Origin of the sequence: Archangium lipolyticum (assembly GCF_024623785.1) — a bacterium.
Lineage (GTDB): Bacteria > Myxococcota > Myxococcia > Myxococcales > Myxococcaceae > Archangium > Archangium lipolyticum.
In genome coordinates this window covers 300,447-317,300 of record NZ_JANKBZ010000005.1, presented here as the reverse complement: position 1 = coordinate 317,300, position 16,854 = coordinate 300,447, and the positions used below count along the sequence as shown (strand labels likewise).

The 16,854-nt window shown below is 68.9% G+C and carries 16 protein-coding genes; 7 read left to right on the top strand and 9 right to left on the bottom strand.

Annotated features, from left to right (window positions below; genetic code table 11):
• Positions 1–52 precede the first annotated feature (52 nt).
• From bioF to NR810_RS14165, 3 genes are all read right to left on the bottom strand, one after another.
• Positions 53–1,177, bottom strand: coding sequence for an 8-amino-7-oxononanoate synthase (gene bioF / locus NR810_RS14175; protein WP_257452818.1), 1,125 nt, complete (start codon positions 1,175–1,177; stop codon positions 53–55).
• A gap of 104 nt (positions 1,178–1,281) precedes the next feature.
• Entirely contained in the window at positions 1,282–2,313 is a 1,032-nt protein-coding gene (bioB, locus tag NR810_RS14170; protein ID WP_257452816.1) for a biotin synthase BioB, read from the bottom strand.
• Positions 2,314–2,473: 160 nt separating this feature from the next.
• The gene (locus NR810_RS14165) at positions 2,474–2,743 is read right to left on the bottom strand and encodes a GlsB/YeaQ/YmgE family stress response membrane protein (RefSeq protein WP_257452813.1); all 270 of its coding nucleotides are present in this window, start codon (positions 2,741–2,743) and stop codon (positions 2,474–2,476) included.
• A 212-nt stretch (positions 2,744–2,955) separates the two neighbouring features.
• Here NR810_RS14165 and radA point away from each other — a divergent pair, with 212 nt between their 5' ends.
• From radA to NR810_RS14150, 3 genes are all read left to right on the top strand, one after another.
• Complete coding sequence (gene radA, locus NR810_RS14160) at positions 2,956–4,317, top strand: DNA repair protein RadA (RefSeq protein WP_257452811.1); 1,362 nt, start codon at positions 2,956–2,958, stop codon at positions 4,315–4,317.
• Positions 4,318–4,383: 66 nt separating this feature from the next.
• Positions 4,384–5,319: a DUF2381 family protein gene (locus tag NR810_RS14155; protein WP_306818185.1), complete on the top strand. Its 936-nt coding sequence runs from the start codon at positions 4,384–4,386 to the stop codon at positions 5,317–5,319.
• Positions 5,320–5,330: 11 nt separating this feature from the next.
• The gene (locus NR810_RS14150; protein WP_257452806.1) at positions 5,331–5,828 is read left to right on the top strand and encodes a serine/threonine protein kinase; all 498 of its coding nucleotides are present in this window, start codon (positions 5,331–5,333) and stop codon (positions 5,826–5,828) included.
• A gap of 30 nt (positions 5,829–5,858) precedes the next feature.
• Here the strand turns inward: NR810_RS14150 and NR810_RS14145 are convergent, their stop codons facing one another.
• From NR810_RS14145 to NR810_RS14135, 3 genes are all read right to left on the bottom strand, one after another.
• A complete protein-coding gene (locus NR810_RS14145) occupies positions 5,859–6,656 on the bottom strand; it encodes a hypothetical protein (RefSeq protein WP_257452804.1) in 798 nt (265 codons plus the stop codon).
• A 26-nt stretch (positions 6,657–6,682) separates the two neighbouring features.
• The gene (locus tag NR810_RS14140; protein ID WP_257452802.1) at positions 6,683–7,747 is read right to left on the bottom strand and encodes a hypothetical protein; all 1,065 of its coding nucleotides are present in this window, start codon (positions 7,745–7,747) and stop codon (positions 6,683–6,685) included.
• 159 nt (positions 7,748–7,906) lie between these two features.
• Positions 7,907–8,707, bottom strand: coding sequence for a hypothetical protein (locus NR810_RS14135; RefSeq protein ID WP_257452799.1), 801 nt, complete (start codon positions 8,705–8,707; stop codon positions 7,907–7,909).
• A gap of 188 nt (positions 8,708–8,895) precedes the next feature.
• Between NR810_RS14135 and NR810_RS14130 the strand changes: the two genes are divergently transcribed.
• The 3 genes from NR810_RS14130 (at position 8,896) to NR810_RS14120 (ending at position 10,678) form a co-directional block, all read left to right on the top strand.
• Positions 8,896–9,216 carry a hypothetical protein gene (locus tag NR810_RS14130; protein ID WP_257452797.1) on the top strand — a complete coding sequence of 107 codons (321 nt, stop codon included), beginning with the start codon at positions 8,896–8,898 and terminating at the stop codon, positions 9,214–9,216.
• Positions 9,217–9,225: 9 nt separating this feature from the next.
• A complete protein-coding gene (locus NR810_RS14125; protein ID WP_257452794.1) occupies positions 9,226–9,603 on the top strand; it encodes a DUF2809 domain-containing protein in 378 nt (125 codons plus the stop codon).
• 121 nt (positions 9,604–9,724) lie between these two features.
• The gene (locus NR810_RS14120) at positions 9,725–10,678 is read left to right on the top strand and encodes an MBL fold metallo-hydrolase (RefSeq protein WP_257452792.1); all 954 of its coding nucleotides are present in this window, start codon (positions 9,725–9,727) and stop codon (positions 10,676–10,678) included.
• Here NR810_RS14120 and NR810_RS14115 read toward each other — a convergent pair.
• From NR810_RS14115 to NR810_RS14105, 3 genes are read right to left on the bottom strand one after another with little or no spacing between them, the layout of a single operon-like run.
• Positions 10,653–11,492: an AraC family transcriptional regulator gene (locus NR810_RS14115; protein ID WP_257452791.1), complete on the bottom strand. Its 840-nt coding sequence runs from the start codon at positions 11,490–11,492 to the stop codon at positions 10,653–10,655. The two genes, NR810_RS14120 and NR810_RS14115, sit on opposite strands and share 26 nt — an antisense overlap.
• 47 nt (positions 11,493–11,539) lie before the next feature.
• Entirely contained in the window at positions 11,540–12,421 is an 882-nt protein-coding gene (locus NR810_RS14110; protein WP_257452790.1) for a sigma factor-like helix-turn-helix DNA-binding protein, read from the bottom strand.
• Between the two features lie 59 nt (positions 12,422–12,480).
• Positions 12,481–15,612, bottom strand: coding sequence for a tetratricopeptide repeat protein (locus tag NR810_RS14105; RefSeq protein WP_257452788.1), 3,132 nt, complete (start codon positions 15,610–15,612; stop codon positions 12,481–12,483).
• Between the two features lie 117 nt (positions 15,613–15,729).
• Between NR810_RS14105 and NR810_RS14100 the strand changes: the two genes are divergently transcribed.
• Entirely contained in the window at positions 15,730–16,839 is a 1,110-nt protein-coding gene (locus tag NR810_RS14100) for a DNA alkylation repair protein (RefSeq protein WP_257452787.1), read from the top strand.
• Positions 16,840–16,854 lie beyond the last annotated feature (15 nt).

Below are 16,854 nucleotides of genomic sequence, written 5' to 3'. Positions count from 1 at the left end.
GGTGAGGGTAACGAGAACCACGGGTTGCCAATCGACCTCCCACGCGAACGACTCAGAGACCTAGCGAGCGCAGACCCTGGAGGGCGAGATCCACATGGCCCTCGGTGTGCGCGGCGGAGAGACAGAAGCGAAGCCGGCTGGTGCCCTCGGGGACGGTGGGAGGGCGGATGGCCTTCACGAGCAGGCCGCGGGAGCGGAGGGCCTGGGAGGCCGCCACGGCGACGCCAGGCTCGCCGACGATGACGGGGAAGATGGCGCTGCGGGGCTCGGCGGCGAAGCCGAGGGAGCGAAGCCCCTCGGAGAAGCGCCGGATGTTGCGCCACAGTCGAGCGCGCAGGACGTCATCGCGCTCGACGATGTCGACGGCGGCCTCGGCGGCGGCGCACAGGGCGGCGGGAAGAGCGGTCGAGAAGACGAGGGGCCGGGCGCGATTGAGGACGAGCTCCACGACGGGGCGGGAGGCGCAGATATACGCGCCGAGTCCACCGAGGGCCTTGCTCAAGGTGCCCATGCGAACGTCGACGGCGTGCTCGAGCCCCAGCTCCTCGCACAGCCCGGCGCCACGGGAGCCCAGGACGCCGGTGGCATGGGCCTCGTCGACGAGGAGGGCGGCGTGGTGGGCGCGGCAGACGGCGACGATCTCCCGGAGGGGAGCGTAATCACCATCCATGGAGAACACGGAGTCGGTGACGACGAGCTTGCGGCGAGCGGGGGTGGAGACGAGAGCGCGCTCCAGGGCATCGACATCGGAGTGGGGGTAGACGACGACACGGGCGCGGGAGATGCGGCAGCCGTCGATGAGGGAGGCGTGGTTGAGGGCGTCGGAGAAGACTGCGTCCTCGGGGCCGACGAGGGCCTGGATGGTGCCGACATTGGCGGCGAAGCCGGAGTTGAAGAGGAGAGCGGCTTCTGAGCGTTCGAAGGAGGCGAGACGGGCCTCGAGCCGCTGGTGGGCGGAGGAATCGCCGACGACGAGGCGGCTGGCACCGGACCCCACCCCATGGACCTCCAGGGCGGAGAAGGCGGCGGCCCGAACGGTGGGAGAGGAAGCCAGGCCCAGATAATCGTTGGAGGCGAAGTTGACGAGCATCTCGCCGCCGATGCGGACGAGGGGACCCTGAGGGGAGTCGAGGGGCTCGAGAAAGCGGCGCAACCCACGAGCGGAGAGGGAATCCATGTCCGCCCGTGCCCAAACGGTGGCCACCGTGGACGCCCCCTCTCCCTCTGGGAGAGGGCTGGGGTGAGGGTCTACCCCGACAGGAACAGTGCCAGGATTGCGCATCACCTGGAGGTATCCGGCTCCAGGGGTCGGATGCCGGCCTTCTCGAGGAGGGCCATGTCCTGGGAGTACTCGGGATTACCGGTGGTGAGGAGCTTCTCGCCGAAGAACAGGGAGTTGGCACCGGCGAGCATGCACAGGAGCTGGGCCTCCTCGTTCATCTGCATGCGGCCGGCGGACAGACGGACCATGGCGAGGGGCATGAGCAGACGGGCGGTGGCGATGGTGCGGACCATCTCGACGGTCTGAACGGGCTTCTGGTCCTGCAGAGGAGTGCCCTTGACGGGGACGAGGGCGTTGATGGGAACGGACTCGGGATGAACCTCCTGGTTGGCGAGGGTCAGGAGGAGCTTGCAGCGGTCCTCGACGGACTCACCGAGGCCGATGATGCCGCCGGAGCAGACGGAGATGCCCGCGTGACGGACACGCTCGAGGGTATCGAGCCGGTCCTGATAGGTGCGGGTGGAGATGATGTCGCCGTACTTCTCCTCGGAGGTATCGAGGTTGTGGTTGTAGGCGGAGAGGCCGGCCTCCTTGAGACGCTTCGCCTGATTCTCGGTGAGCATGCCGAGGGTGGCGCAGGCCTCCATGCCGAGCGACTTCACGCCGCGGACCATCTCCAGGACGCTGTCGAACTGGGGGCCGTCCTTCACCTCGCGCCAGGCGGCGCCCATGCAGAAGCGGGTGGCTCCGGCGGCGCGGGCCTTGGAGGCGGCGTCGAGCACGGAGCGGACGGACATGAGCTTCTCGGCCTCGAGGCCGGTGTCCTTGTGGTAGCGGGCGGCCTGGGGGCAGTAGCCGCAGTCCTCGGGGCAGCCGCCGGTCTTGATGGACAGGAGGGAGCAGAGCTGGACCTTGTTGTCCTGGAAGACGGCGCGGTGGACGGTCTGGGCCTTGTGGACGAGCTCCAGGAGGGGCAGCTCGTAGAGGGCGCGCACCTCGGGGAGCGTCCAGTCGTGGCGGACGACGACACCCGCGGGAGGCGAGGCGAAGTGGGCGTGACCGTGAAAGTCGTGGGCGGCGGAGTCGGACATGGGCTCCTCGGGGGGTGGTTGGAGCGCGCACGGTGCGTGGATGGCCAGCCCTTGTCAACCACGCAGCGCGCCCGGGTTGACGACACCCGTCTCCCCCGAGAAGGAGGGACCCGGAGAGGCAGGGAAGACACCGCGTCCCCGCCCTACCGGGTCCCGGACATCAGGCGTGGATGCGCCGCCCCCGGCCAGCCCAACCCACGAGGGCTAGAACCACGATGGCGCCTACCACGGACATGATGAGACCCGAGGGCTGCAGGTCGAAAACGCGGCGGCCTGGCGAGAAGAGCGCACCGATGAGACCACCGACGAACGAGCCCACGATGCCCAGCAGCATCGTCGCGATGAGGCCCATGGACTGACGACCCGGCATGAGAGCGCGCGCGAGCAGACCCGCGACCAGACCCACCACGATGAACCAGATGATGCTCATCTCCGTTCTCCCTTCTTCGGAAGCCGCGGAGTGCGGCCCCGGTTGGAAGCAAACGTGGTGAGCCCTCCCCCCGGGCACAACTTGACGGAGGGTCCCGGGATGGGCACCCCCGTCTGCCCGCTCGCTCTCCGGACGGCCCGAGGGGAAGGGCGGGCAGGCGTGCGGCGGGAAAGCGGGGAAACGTCGGTGGGGTGAGATAGAGAAGAGGCTCCATGGCGAAGGCGAAGACGCACTACGCGTGTCAGGCATGCGGGTACCAGTCGGCGAAGTGGTTGGGGAAGTGTCCCGACTGCGGCGCGTGGAGCTCGCTGGTGGAGGAGACCGAGGCGAAGGTGGACGAGAAGCGCCCGGCGTGGGGGGCCTCGGGAGGGGCGTCCAAGCCGGTGCGGCTGCGCGAGGTGAGCGGCGAGCAGGAGGAGCGCCGCAAGACGGGCATCGCCGAATTCGACCGGGTGCTGGGAGGCGGAGTGGTGGACGGCTCGCTGGTGCTGCTGGGGGGAGACCCGGGCATCGGCAAGTCCACGCTGCTGCTGGCGGCGCTGGACAGGCTGGGCCGAGGAGGCCCGGTGCTGTACGTGTCGGGCGAGGAGTCGCTGCGGCAGACGAAGATGAGGGCCGAGCGGCTGCGGGTGGAGAGCCCGGACATCCATCTGTTCGCGGAGACGGACGCGGACCGGGTGCTGACGGTGGCCGAGGGCCTCAAGCCGCGGGCGCTGGTGGTGGACTCCATCCAGACGATGTACCTGCCAGAGCTGGGCAGCGCGCCGGGGAGCATCTCGCAGGTGCGGGAGGTGGCGGGGCGCTTCATGGCCTTCGCCAAGCGCAGCGGGGTGCCCACCTTCCTGGTGGGGCACGTGACGAAGGAGGGCTCGATCGCGGGCCCGCGCGTGCTGGAGCACATGGTGGACACCGTCCTCTACTTCGAGGGCGAGCGCGGCCACCCGTTCCGGATTCTGCGGGCGCACAAGAACCGCTTCGGCTCGACGAACGAGATTGGCGTCTTCGAGATGAAGGGAGCGGGATTGATGGAGGTGCCGGACCCCTCGGCGCTCTTCCTGGCCGAGCGCCCGGCTGGCAAGGCGGGCAGCGTGGTGACGTGCACGTTGAATGGAACGAGGCCGCTGCTGGTGGAGGTGCAGGCGCTGGTGGCGCCCACGGGCTACGGCACGGCGCGGCGCACGGCGATTGGCGTGGATGGCAACCGCGTGGCGCTGCTGGCGGCGGTGCTGGAGAAGAAGGAGGACATCCCGCTGGTGGGGTGCGACCTCTTCGTGAACGTGGCGGGAGGCATGCAGCTGTCGGAGCCGGCGTGTGACCTGGCGGTGTGCGCGGCGCTGGTGAGCAGCCTGCAGAACCGGCCTCTCGAGGCGCACACACTGGTGCTGGGCGAGGTGGGCCTGGCGGGCGAGGTGCGCGCGGTGGGCCAGGTGGAGCCGAGGCTGGCCGAGGCGTCGAAGATGGGCTTCCAGCGGGCCATCATCCCCAAGGGGAGCGCGAGGCGGCTGGAGGACACGAAGCTGGAAGTGGTGGGCGTGGAGACGCTCTCCGAGGCGCTGGGAGCGATGTTCGACTGAGGCGCGGTCTGGCGCTTCACGCGAGACTGGCCGCCCGCCATCCGTTCCAGTAGGTTGTGCCGCACCATGCGGAAACTCCTACTTTTGCGGTCTACCCTTCTCCTGGCCTTCCTGGCATCCGAGGCCGTGGCCAGGGAGGGCAAGGAGCACTCGCCCAACGAGAGGACGCTCATCCTCTCGGAGCACCCGAGGAGCGAGGCCTCCAAGGTGTACGTGGGTGGCCGCGTCGCCACCGTGCTGCGCTTCGAGAAGCCGTGTGATGCCGAGCGGACGAAGATGCTGGGATGGGAAGGGCACTTCGAGCCCTTGCTCTGTGGCGGCAGGTCGGTGGTTCTCTACCCTCTGCGCGACCTTACGCCAGAGGACCGGTTCATGCTGATGGTGACGCTCACGGACGGGACGGAGATCCCCTTCATCGTCACCGCACATCGGCAGACCTATGACGACCGGGAGATCGACCAACAGGTGAACGTCTTCGCGAACCGCGAGGGATACGACGCTGTGCTCTCATCCCTGTATCGCGCGCTCGAGAGCGAGCGGGAGCTGCGCGAGGAGAACGAGCGTCATCGCAAGGAAGAGAACTCGATTGACCATGCCTACGCCACGCTTCTGGCCAATGGCGCCGAGAAGCAGGCACCTTTTCGCAAGGAACAAACCATCGTCCTCAAGGACGGCGAAGTGGACATGGTTGTGAGAGTCTTCTCTGGGAAAGGGAAGGCAGCGGCTGTGTTTCAGCTCACCAACACAGGCTCCGCCAGGCCGTGGAGATTCGGGGATGCGCGACTGTCCTCGGATTTGACATCGCGCACCGCCAGACCGCTCGCGCTTCGCATGAACCGGGCCGAGCTCGTCCCTGGTGCGTCGGGGAATATCGCGGTCGTAGCGGACAAGAGCGCCTTCATTTCGGAGCAGGGTCTTGTCGACTTGACCCTGGAGATATTCCGAAGCGACGGGTCCCTGCAGGTCATGGTTTCTCTGGATCACCGTCTCATTCGCGAGTAGGAGCGGTCGTCATGCCCATGGCGAAAGCCTTCACGCGCCTGTCCGCAATCTTGTTTTTGACGTCCGCGAGTTGCACCACGATCGCGGGGGACGTGAGGCTGCGTCCCGATGGCACCCCCGGCCCCGAGGCGTGCCCGGCGAAAGCGCTCGAAGTCATGCGGTATCTGAAGCTGCACGTTGGAGACGCGGCACTCGTGGAGCTCGACGCCAACCAGATGGGCGCGACGCCCATCACGCTCTATGACGGGCCGGTGGAAAGTGTCTTGAAGGAGGACATCGGTACACTCGAAGGTCCCGCACGCTTGTATGGGCGGGTCTGGACGAGCGGACCACAAGTCGTCGTCCGGTACTACGAAGCCCATCCATTGGACGGCGGTGACAAAGTGCCCATCTGCGCAGTGGCCCGGCTCGGAAACGGCCAGCTCAGGAAGAGGCCCGAGTCAAAGCCCGGGACCGCCATCCTCGATTACTCCATCGCAGACGCATTCATTGTCGACTCGTTCCGGTGATTCGCCAGGGCCTCGGCCTATTGAATCTTCCTACTGCCTCCCAAGTTCCCGGTCCCAGCCAGTCAGCAGCCAGATCAGATACCCCGTACACGCACCTGACACCCGCTCGAACGACCAGGAGTCGAGCGTGGCGAGGCGTTCACGCTGGAAGGAGGGATCAGCCAACATCTGCCGGTGCTTCAACTTGCCCGCATGAGCGAGGGCCCTTGGCATCTCCCGGAGGATGGCATCGATACAGTCCTCCCGCGTCGCTCTCGCCATGCGCTCCGCCGCGACCTCCAGACGAGCCCTTACCGAGGCGCCTCCCTCTGGGTACCACGCATCCATGGCCCAATCACAGGAAGCCACCATAACCTCCTCCAACGTCTGTGCCCCCCTCAGTGGTTTGAAGAGATAGCGCGCGGACTGGAGCGGCTCCCAGAAGCGCAGCACTGATTGGAGACGCCGCGCCGTGCGCTCCGCGCTCACCGGGCCCATGTGTGTCGTCGCGAAGAACAGCGCCCCCCAAACTGTGTCTCGGAAGAGCGCCTCATAATCATCCCTCACCGGGAACGCGCTCTGCCCATCCGGAGCCAAGGCGCCCATGACATGCGACACCATGTACAGCCGCCAGGCCGGGCGCTCGCGCTGCAGGTCCACCACCTCGTGGGCCACCACGACCTCGCCCGCAGGCACCTCCAACATCTGCCGGGGAGCAGGAAAGGTACCGTCCTCTCGGTACTGCTCGCCACATCGCAAGCCCTCCCTCTTCGTCTTCTGCTGCACCGAGCGAAAGGTGCCCTGCAGGAAGGACGGCAGATGCAGTGAAGCGGGCTGTCTAAGCGTCATCGTTCCCGTCCTATCAAAACAACCTTTCAGCGAGGAAGGGGCATGCGCGCGGCAGCCGGCACCTGCACTGAGGGGGCAGTGGGTGGAGACCGCGCCGGGAAGGGAATGACCTGTCCACCGCCCTGCGCTGGTGGCTGCCCGGTCCCCGACCCCGAGCCCATCTGGCCCACAATCGCTCCCCATAGCACCGTCGTCGCAACACTTCCGACGAGATCGATGACCATGCCCACGGTCCCGCTGATGGTGACGAGTTTCTCACGCCGACTCACCATGCCCTCCACGGCCTGACTCACCCACCCACCATACTGCCGCAGTTCCTGCTCGGTGAGTTCCACCCATTGTGCGGCCTCGAATGCCGCCGCCTCGGACTCGAAGCGTTGCTGGCTGCGCGTCCACTTGTACTGGATCACTCCAGGCTCGGGGTTCTTCCACTCCAGTCGCCAGATGTATTGTCCACCAGCGAAGCGGACGAGGATTTCTCCCTGGAAGTCCGTGCCCCCCACAAAGCGCTTGTCGTTCGGGGTGGCCCGATTCAGTGCAGCCAGATACTTGCGAGCTTCCTCGCGGCCATCTCGGAGGGCTCGCTCACCCCAGGGTTTGACCTCGAAAAGACTCAGGAGAGAGACATCGGTGATGTCTGGGCGTATTTCGCGCTCGTTTGGCAACAGCAGGGACGCGTCTCCGACACTCGTTTCATCGAGAATGAATTTGATCGACTTGGTGTTGAAGTAGGCTTTGTTCCTTGGGTGATTGACGCCGTACACGAGGGCAATGAGTCGGTGCGAGGCATTGCCCAGGAAGAACTCCCAGGGCATCTGCGAATCCAGATTCCGGCCGGGGACGTTATAGCCCTGGACAGTTGGGCCGGAAGGATCCCCACCTGTTGTTGGCCCATCACTCATGGCCAGCAGGACTCGTGGCGGTGGAGTGGAAACCAGCGGTGCCCCGAACCGTGGCGCCTCCTGGCTCCAGGCTGAAGAAGTCCGCTCACCGGAGGCAGTCGCACAGCCGGCGAGCACCGACAAGAACAGCAGCGCCATCTCACACCGCACGGCCCGGAACATGGACATACACCAGACGGCGATACGCACGAGCACCTCCCGCTACCCACTCAGACAGACGTGGAGTCAGAAACAGTAGACGCGAGAAGCCGAGCGAAGCCCATGCCTCCCCCCGTCAGGTCATGCGACGAACCTGCCTGGGCACTCTCGACCTTGGGTGCCCCCCTCATCTGAATTGGCTACACTCGCCTACTGCCGCTCGAGATCTCGGTCCCAGCCAATAAGCAGCGAGATCAGTTCACCTGTACACGCACCGGACACCCGCTCGAAGGACCTGGAATCGAGCTTGGCGAGACGTTCGCGCTGGAAGGCGGGGTCGGCCACCTGCCGGTGCTTCAACTTGCCCGCATGCGCGAGGGCCTGCGGCATCTGCCGGAAAATAGCCTCGACACAATCCTCCCGCGTCGCCCTCGCCATGAGCTCCGCTGCATTCTCCAAGCGCGCTCGCACCGAGACTTCTCCCTCCGGACACCACGCGTCCATGGCCCAGCCGCAGGAGGCCACCATCAGCTCTTCCAAAGTGTGCGCCGCCCCCAGTTTCTTGAAGAGGTAGCGCACGGATTGGAGCGATTCCCAGAAGCGCAGCACTGACTGGAGACGCCGCGCCGTGCGCTCCGCGCTTACCGGGCCCATTTGAGCCAGGGCGAAGAACAGCGCGCCCCAGGCCGTCTCGAGACAACACGCCTCGTAGGAATCCCTCGCGGGCAACGTGTTCTGCCAGTCCAACGCCTCGCGCATACCACCCATGACATCGGACACCATGTACAACCGCCAAGCCGGGCGCTCGCGCTGGAAATCCACCACCTCGTGCGCCACCACTACCTCGCCCGCAGGCACCTCCAACATCTGCCGGGGCACGGGAATGGTGCCGTCCTCCCGGTACTGCTCGCCACATCGCAAGCCCTCCCTCTTCGTCTTCTGCTGCACCGAGCGAAGCGTGCCATGCAGGAAGGACGGCAGTTGCAGCGAAGCGGGCTGTCCAGGGGTCATCGTGCCCGTCCTATCAACAAAACGGCCCTTCAGTGAGAAAGAGACATGCCCGCAGAAGCGTGCTCGAGAGTGGCTCGATACGCACATCCACGAGCAGAAGTACCATGGCAAGGCGGAGACCCAGCGCTAGCATCAGGACGTCGACGTGCCGAAGTTCCTCGCGCATGTGTCGCCCCCAGGTTGAAACCATGATGAAGAAGACCCTCGACTATCTGATCCGGGTCCATACCCTTCCGGAGGATTTGAAGCTTCCGAAGGAGTTGCGGCCACCGGTTGACCCGGACCTCGCAGACCACGAAGACACGAGCGAGCTGTACCAGCGGGTGATCGACTCCAGGCTCCTGTGGAAGGTCTGGATGATCGACATGTTCGGCAAGATCTGGATCGAGGTGGCCTTCGAGAACAGCCGGGGCGAGGACGAGTTCCACACGCTGGCGATCGACGAAGGCACCTACCGGAAGGTCGAGTACGAGCCCTACGAAGCCATCATCGAAGAACCCAAGACCTGATGGAGTCCCATGCAGCGGCAACCCGACAACTTCCGCCGATTCCACCTCGCCGCCGGGTCCGCATTCCTGGCCGCGGGCCTCTTCGTCCTCTTCTACCGAGGCCCCGGCTGGCGCTTCACCCGAGGCACGCTGGGAGATCTCTTCGTCGTTGGCTTTCTCTATCATCTGCTCAGCCTCTTCTGGCGAGGCTCCGTCACCGCTCGTGCCAGCGCGATCGCCGTGCTGGCCGTCGGAATCGAGCTGGCGCAATGGGCGCGCCTCTTCACCACGCGCCCGTCGGATCCACTGGTGATCGTGACGGGCTCCACCTTCGATGTGGGGGACCTCCTGGCGTACGCCATCGGCCTCGCCCTCGCGGTGATGGCCGAACGAAGGTGGTGCCGGTAGCGGCTGGCGAATTCGAACAAGTATCTGTCCGATACGCGAAAGCGCGCCACGAGCACCCGGGGCACATTGGGTCCTGTCGGCGGGGGGAACTCCCCCGCGCACTCACGAAAGGACAAGACCCATGAAGCGCAACTCCCTGATGACCCTGGTGTTGGGCGCACTGCTCGCGAGCGGCTGTGCCCCGAAGCTCATCGACTCCGAGCTGGCCAGGTACACCAGCGACGCCAACGGCTTCGACACACACTCGTTCTTCTACGACACCGGCGCGGAGGTGGTCGTCTTCGATGCCCAGTTCACCGAGGCCGAGGCGCAGAAGGTGCTCGCCACCATCAAGGCGAAGACGAGCAATCCCATCCGCTACGTCGTCCTCACCCATCCCAACCCGGACAAGTTCAACGGCGCGGCGGTGTTCCAGCGCGAGGGCGCCAGGGTGGTGGCCAGCGAGGCCACCGCGGCGGCCATCCCCGCAGTGCACGCGTACAAGAAGTACTACTTCACGAAGGTCGCCGGCATGTTCACCGACGACACCTACCCGCGGCAGGCCACGGTGGACGTCACCTTCAAGGACAGCTTCACGCTGCCGCTCGAGGGCGGCGCCGAGGTGGAGCTGAAGGTGCTCCAGCACCCGGGTGTCACCACCACGCAGACGGTGGCGTACCTGCCCCGGCGCAAGGCGCTCGTGGTGGGCGACCTCGTCCACTTCCGCGCCCATGCGTGGCTGGAGGGCGGACTGCGCGAGGGCAAGGCGGTGCCGGATCTCGACTCCTGGAAGGCCGCACTCGACGAGCTGGCCACGTGGAAGGGCGCCACGGTGTATGGCGGCCGTGGCGGGAGTGCGCCCGTGGAGACGGTCATCGCCGAGCAGAAGCAGTACCTCGACACCATGAGGGCCCTGGTGTCCACGTACGCCACGGAGCTGGGGGACCGGAAGGCGCAGCTGTGCGGCGACGAGGCCGGACCCCACCATGAGGCGCTCACCCAGCGCGCCGCCCAGGCCTTCCCGCAGTACGCGCTGCCGTACATGGTGCAGTACAGCGTATACGGACTGGTCAACCAGCTCGCCTGCGGCGGGTAGCCGGTGCCCCCTGGTCCTGGGGCTCCGCGCCCCGGGCCACCCGCTGGCGGAAGTCCCGCGGGCTCTCGCCGGAGAAGGCGTGGAAGGCATGGGTGAAGGCCGCGAGGCTCTCGAAGCCCACCTCGTAGGCCGTCTGTGTCACCCGCGCCCCTTCCTCGGCGAGCAGCTCCATGGCGCGCAACATCCGCGCATCGTGGAGGAACCTCCGCCACGTCGTCGCCGCCTCCTCCTCGAAGCGCCGCGCGAGCGTCCTCGACGACAGCCTCGCGGCGCGCGCCACGTCCTCCAGGGAGAGCGGCTCCCCCAGGTGCTCGAGCGTGAAGGCCATGGCCTTCCCCAGCTCTGGCGTCCGGGCCCGCGGCAGGCGCCAGTCCCGTGCCGTCATGGCCCACTCGGACAGCAGGTGCGACAACGTCTCGAAGAAGCTGTCCGCCACGGGCTCCTTCGGCGGACGTTCCGGGCCCCAGCGTGCGGAATGGAGAAGCATCTCCCGCGCCAGGGGCCCGACGAGGAACACGCGGCACTCCTCCTCGGGAGGCGCGCGGACGAGCTTCGGCTCCAGGTACACCGTGCACAGACTCACCGGCTGGGAGGCCCGCACCCGGTGAAGCGTCCCAGCGCGCAGCCACGCCGCGCGCTGAGGAGGAAGGAGCCACTGCGCCTGCTCCACCTCCAGGTGCAGTGCGCCTCGCGCCGAGTAGAGGAGCTGGTGCTTGCGGTGGGCGTGCCACCTGGAGCTGAAGGGCGCCATTTCGTCGGTGAGGCAGAACGCCAGCGCCGGCACCACATCCACGTCCACCAGGGGCTTCGTCACTCCACTTCCTCCCGGGACTCGAAGAGGAGCCCCAGACGTCGAGAAGGTCAGTCCGCCATGAGCAGGCGCAGGCTGACGTCGAGCTGGCTGCGCACGAGGCGCAGCAGGCTGTCCAGCTCGTCAGACGACAGCCCCAGCCGCGCCGTCAGCTCCTCGCGGGTGAGCGCCAGCAGCCGCTCGCGGGCGCGGGCGATCCAGCGCGCCACGGTGGAGCGGGGCGCCTGGTACGTGGCGCTCACCGCGTCCATGGACTGGCCGTGCACGTGGTGCAGCCGCAGCAGGTTGCGCTCCCGGGCCTCCAGCCGGCCCAGCGCGGCGCGGAAGGCCACCCGGAAGTCCTCCTGGTGCCGCTCGCGGATGAAGGCCAGCTCGGGGTCCGCGCCCAGCCGATCCGCCAACGCCACCGGGGCGGCCTCCAGGGGCAGCTCGCGCGGAGCGGCGCGCTGCCGGTCGATGTGGAGCCGCAGCGCCACTGCCCGGACCCACTGTCCCAGCGGACCGCGCCCGGAGTAGGAGGCCAGCTTCGGCGGTGCCCCATCCATCGGAACCAGCAGCCGCTGGCGCAACAGCTGGCGCAGCTCGTCCACGAGGGCGGGCTGCTCGCGTGGCAGCCACGTCCCCACCTGGGACAGCACGTGCGCGTCCAGCGCCTCGAGCGCCCGCGCCTCCCCCCGCACGCAGGCGAAGGCGAGGAAGAAATCCTCCGCGCGCAGGCTCGCGAGCACCTCGCGGGCCTCGCCCGTGGAGGGCAGCCGCTCCGCCACGTGCGCCAGGAAGGCCCCCACGTCCATGCCCACCTCCGGCCAGGCCTCGCGCGCCTCGCACACCAGCCCCGCGAGCGCTTCCTCCAGGCCGGGAAGTGCCCGCAGCGCCGGGACGAGCGCGTGCGGCGCCCGCGACAGGAAGGACTCGGTCTGCTCAGACGTCACGGACCACCTCCACCGACAAGCCCACCCTCGCGGGCGGGAATGAGACACAGCACCCCGGTTCAGGAGGGGCCGTGGGCCGACAGCCAGGACTGCACCTCGCGCGCGCGGGGCATGAAGGTGGGCGCACTCCGTGCGTAGGCCTCGTGGGCCTCCCGCGCCAGGGAGAGCGCCCGGGGCCGCTCTCCGTGCGACTGCCAGAGGACGCGGGCGAGCGCGAAGCGCGCCCGGGCCAGGTCGGGCGGAGCCAGCTCCACCCGCGTGGAGAGCGCCACCACCCGCTCCAGCGGCTCGCGGGCCTCGCGCAGCTGGCCACCTTCCACCAGCGCCTCGCCCAGCAGCGCGAGCGTCTGCGCCACCCGGGGGTGCTCCGCCCCGAGCGACTTCTCGCGCACCTCCAGCGCCCGCCGCAGGTGGAGGAGCGCCGGGCGCACCCTGCGCAGGCGCAGCTCCACCTGCCCCAGGTTGTACAGCGCGCTGGCCACCTTCGGGTGTCCGGGGCCGAGCGTGGCCTCCCACAGCTCGCGCGCCGCCTCGAAGTGGGCGCGCGCGTCGAGCAGGCGGCCCGCGGTCAGCGCCACCCAGCCCAGGTTGTTGCGCGACAGGGCCACGTCCGGGTGCCGGGGGCCGAGCTCCGCCTCCTGGAGCGCGAGCGCCTCGCGGTAGGCCGCCTCCGCCTGCGGAAGCTGTCCCAGGTCCGCCCGTGCACTGCCCAGGCTCAGCAGCACGGTGGCCACCCGGAGCTGCTCGCCCTCCCCTCCCTTGCGCAGACTGACCAGGGCGCGCTCGTAGTGAGGCAGCGCCTCCGCCAGCTGGCCCTGCCGCGAGAGCGCGTCTCCCAGGTTCACCCGGATCATGCTGGTGCTGGAGTGCTCCGCCCCGAGGAAACGCTCGGCCAGCGCGAGCGCCTCGTCGTAGCGTGCCACCGCCTCGGCCACCTTCCCCTGGAGCCGCAGCGCGGTGGCCACGTTGCTGAGGTGCGCCGCGCACAGCGGGTGCTCATGGCCGTACACCGCCCTCACCAGCTCCAGGGCGCGCGAATAGTGCCGCTCCGCCTCCGCGTAGCGCCCCAGCGCGTTGAGTGCCAGGCCCATGCCGGTCAGGACATCCGCGAGCGCCGCGTCCTGGGGCCCGCGCGCCCGCTCCAGCAGGGACAGGGCCTCGCTGGCGTCCGTGAGTGCGCGCGCGTACTCGCCCTGCCGGTAGCTGAGGCTGCTGCGGACGCGGCGCAGCTCCGCGGCCACCTCCAGGGAGGCTTCGGGCCCCAGCCGCTCCAGGGCCGCCTCCGCCATGCGCGCGGTGCGCTGGGCCTCCTTCACCAGGCCCATGCCCTGGACTTCCGTATAAAGGAGGCGGTTCCACGCGCGCGCGGCCGTCTCGTCGTCGTGCCCGGCCTCCGCCACGCGCACCGCCTCCTCCAGCACCTCGCGCGCCGCGGCGAAGCTGCCGGCGGTGCCCCGCAGCTCGCCCAGCAGGAGCAGGGCCCACGCCAGCGTGGGCCGGTGTCCCAATCCCCGCAGTGCCGCCACCACCTCTTCCAGCCGGGGCAGCGCGCGCTCATGGAACCCGGCCGCGCCCTGCACGCGCAGCCCGTCCAGCTCCCGGCGCAGCGCCGCCAGCTCCCGCCGGGCCTCCGGGGCTTCCGGCAGCGGATCCACGCGGGCGAGCGCGTCCCGGTCCGCGCACGCGGCCAGGGAGGGGAGCTGCCGCGCGGCCTCGGACGCCCGATTGAGCGCCTCCCGCTCGCCCCCCTCCAGCAGCTCCACCAGGACGAGCAACGCCTGGCGCCGGCCATCCAGGCACGCGGCGCGCAGGTCCATCAGCCGCTCGGACTGCGACTGCCGCACACGCGTGTCCTCGCAGGACTGCCGCTCCTGGGCCACCAGGGCCTGGGCATAGGCATCCAGCGCCCGCGTGGTGGAGTCGAAGGCGTCCCCTGGCACCGGCGGCGCGCCCTGACGGAAGCGCTGCTCCAGCCGGGCCCGGCGCGCCGCGTCCCAGGTGCCCTCCAGCCGGGCCTCGAAGCCGGTGCACACCTGCGCGGCTTCACCCCGAGCCAGGACGAAGCCCGCGGCGGCGCTGGCCGCCACGCCCGTGGCCAGCGCGGCCGCCGCCCAGCGCCAGCGGTGCGCGCGCGAGCCGGACTCGAGCCGGGAGAGAAGCGCGTCCAGGGAAGGGTGGCGCGAGGCCGGCTCGACGGCCAGGCCGCGCAGCACGGCGTCGCGCACGGCGCCGGGCACGCGCGAGCCACGGGGCGGCGGCGTCACCCTCCCCTCGCGCAGGGCCCGGGCACGCTCCCCCGCCGTGCCACCCGTGAAGGGCCGCTGGCCGAAGAGGGCCTCGTACAGCGCGACGCAGAAGCTGAACTGGTCGCTGCGCGCGTCCGCGCGCAGGCCCCGCCACTGCTCCGGGGACATGTACGCGGGCGTGCCCAGCCGGACACCGCTGAGGGTGTCGCCGCCCCCCGGCGGAGCCTGCCAGGCGCGGCCCTCCCCGTCCCACGGCTCCGGTGTGGACAGCGACGCGGTCACCGCGCGCGCGAGGCCGAAGTCGGTGACGCGTATCTGGCCGTCGTCCCCCAGCAGCACGTTGTCCGGCTTGAAGTCGCGGTGCACCAGCCCCACCGCGTGCGCGGCGGCCAGCCCCTGGCCCGCCTGGAGGAAGCGAGAGAGCACCTCGCGCCACGGCCGCGGCGCCTCCGTCAGCCAGTGGCGCAGCGTCCGCCCCCTCACCAGCTCCATGGCGAGGAAGACGGTGTCGCCGTCCTGGCCCACGTCATGCACGATGGCGACGTTCGGATGGGACAGCCGGGCCAGCGCCTGGGCCTCGCGCACCAGCCGCCCGCGCGCCTCCGCGTCCGCCACCGCCCCGGGCTTGAGCAGCTTGAGCGCCACCTCCCGGTCCAGGTCCGGATCATACGCGGCGAAGACGACCCCCATGCCCCCCTCCCCCACGCGGCGCAGCAGCACGTAACGCCCCACGCGCGCCCCGGGCCCCGGCGTACCGCCCGGCACGAGCGGCGCCACGGGCTCCAGGCCCTCCGCGGACAGGGCCCCCTCCCCCCTGAGTCCCGCCACCACCGCGCAACAGGCCGCGCACCCATCCAGGTGGGCCTCCAACCCGGCCACGGCGCCTGGGGACAGGCGCCCCTGCTCCCACTCCAGCAGCTCGTTCTCGTCAGGACACGGAGTCATGAGAATAACCGTAAGGCCGTATAAATCGGCAATTGTACTTCACCGGGAGACCCGGCTGAAAGGAGGCCTCGAAGTCCCGACTAGAGCCTCGCCAGAGGACGCGCTAATCCCCGGTCCATGCCGGAGCAGCTCAAGAACTTCTTCAACCGGAGTGTGGTGGAGCGCATCGCCGCCATGCTGAATGGCGCCCACCCGTCCTTCCCGCGACAACGCTTCCTGGCCGAGGCCACCGAGGGGCTCGAGGCACACGAGCTGCTGGGCCGGGCCCGCCACATCATGCAGGCGATGCACCGGGCGCTCCCGGGTGACTTCGAGCACGCGGCCGGAATCCTCCTGCGTTCGCTCGGGCCGGAGCTCGAACGCCAGGAGCTCCAGGGCATGGGGGTGTTCATCTACCTGCCCCACACCATGTACGTAGCGGAGCACGGGCTCGGCCATTTCGAGACGTCGATGCGCGCCCAGTACGAGCTCACCAAACGGTTCACCGCGGAGTTCTCCATCCGCCCGTTCCTCGAGCGCTACCCACGCGAGACATTGAACCGTCTCCAGCAGTGGACGAAGGATCCGAGCGCCCACGTCCGGCGGCTCGTCTCGGAGGGCACGAGGCCCCGGCTGCCCTGGGCTTCCCGCCTCCGCGCGTTCCAGGAGGATCCGCGCCCGGTGCTCGCGCTGCTCGAGCTGCTCAAGGACGATCCCGAGCTCTACGTCCGGCGCTCCGTCGCCAACAACCTGAACGACATCGGCAAGGACCATCCGGACATCCTGGTGGACACCTGCGCACGGTGGAGTGAAGGGGCCTCACCGGAACGGCAGTGGATCATCCGCCATGCGCTCCGCTCCGCCGTGAAGCGAGGAGACGCGCGAGCCCTCTCGGTGCTCGGGTTCCGCGGAGGCGGAGAGCTCGAGGTGACGGCCTCGTTCCGGCCCAAGCGGGTCCGGCTGGGCGAGAGCGTGGGGATGACCCTGTCCGTCACCAACCGCGCGCGGACACGGCAGCAGGCCGTCGTCGACTTCGCCGTGCACTTCATCAAGGCGAACGGCTCGGCCAGTCCAAAGGTCTTCAAGGGCGGCAACGTCGATCTCCTCCCTGGCGCATCCTGCACCCTCGAGAAGACGATCTCCTTCGCCACGATGACGACGCGAAAGCACTACACGGGCACGCACCGGGTCGAGGCACTCGTCAATGGCCAGACCACGGACCTGGGGAGTTTCACCGTCGTCGATTGAGGCGCTCCCGCCCGG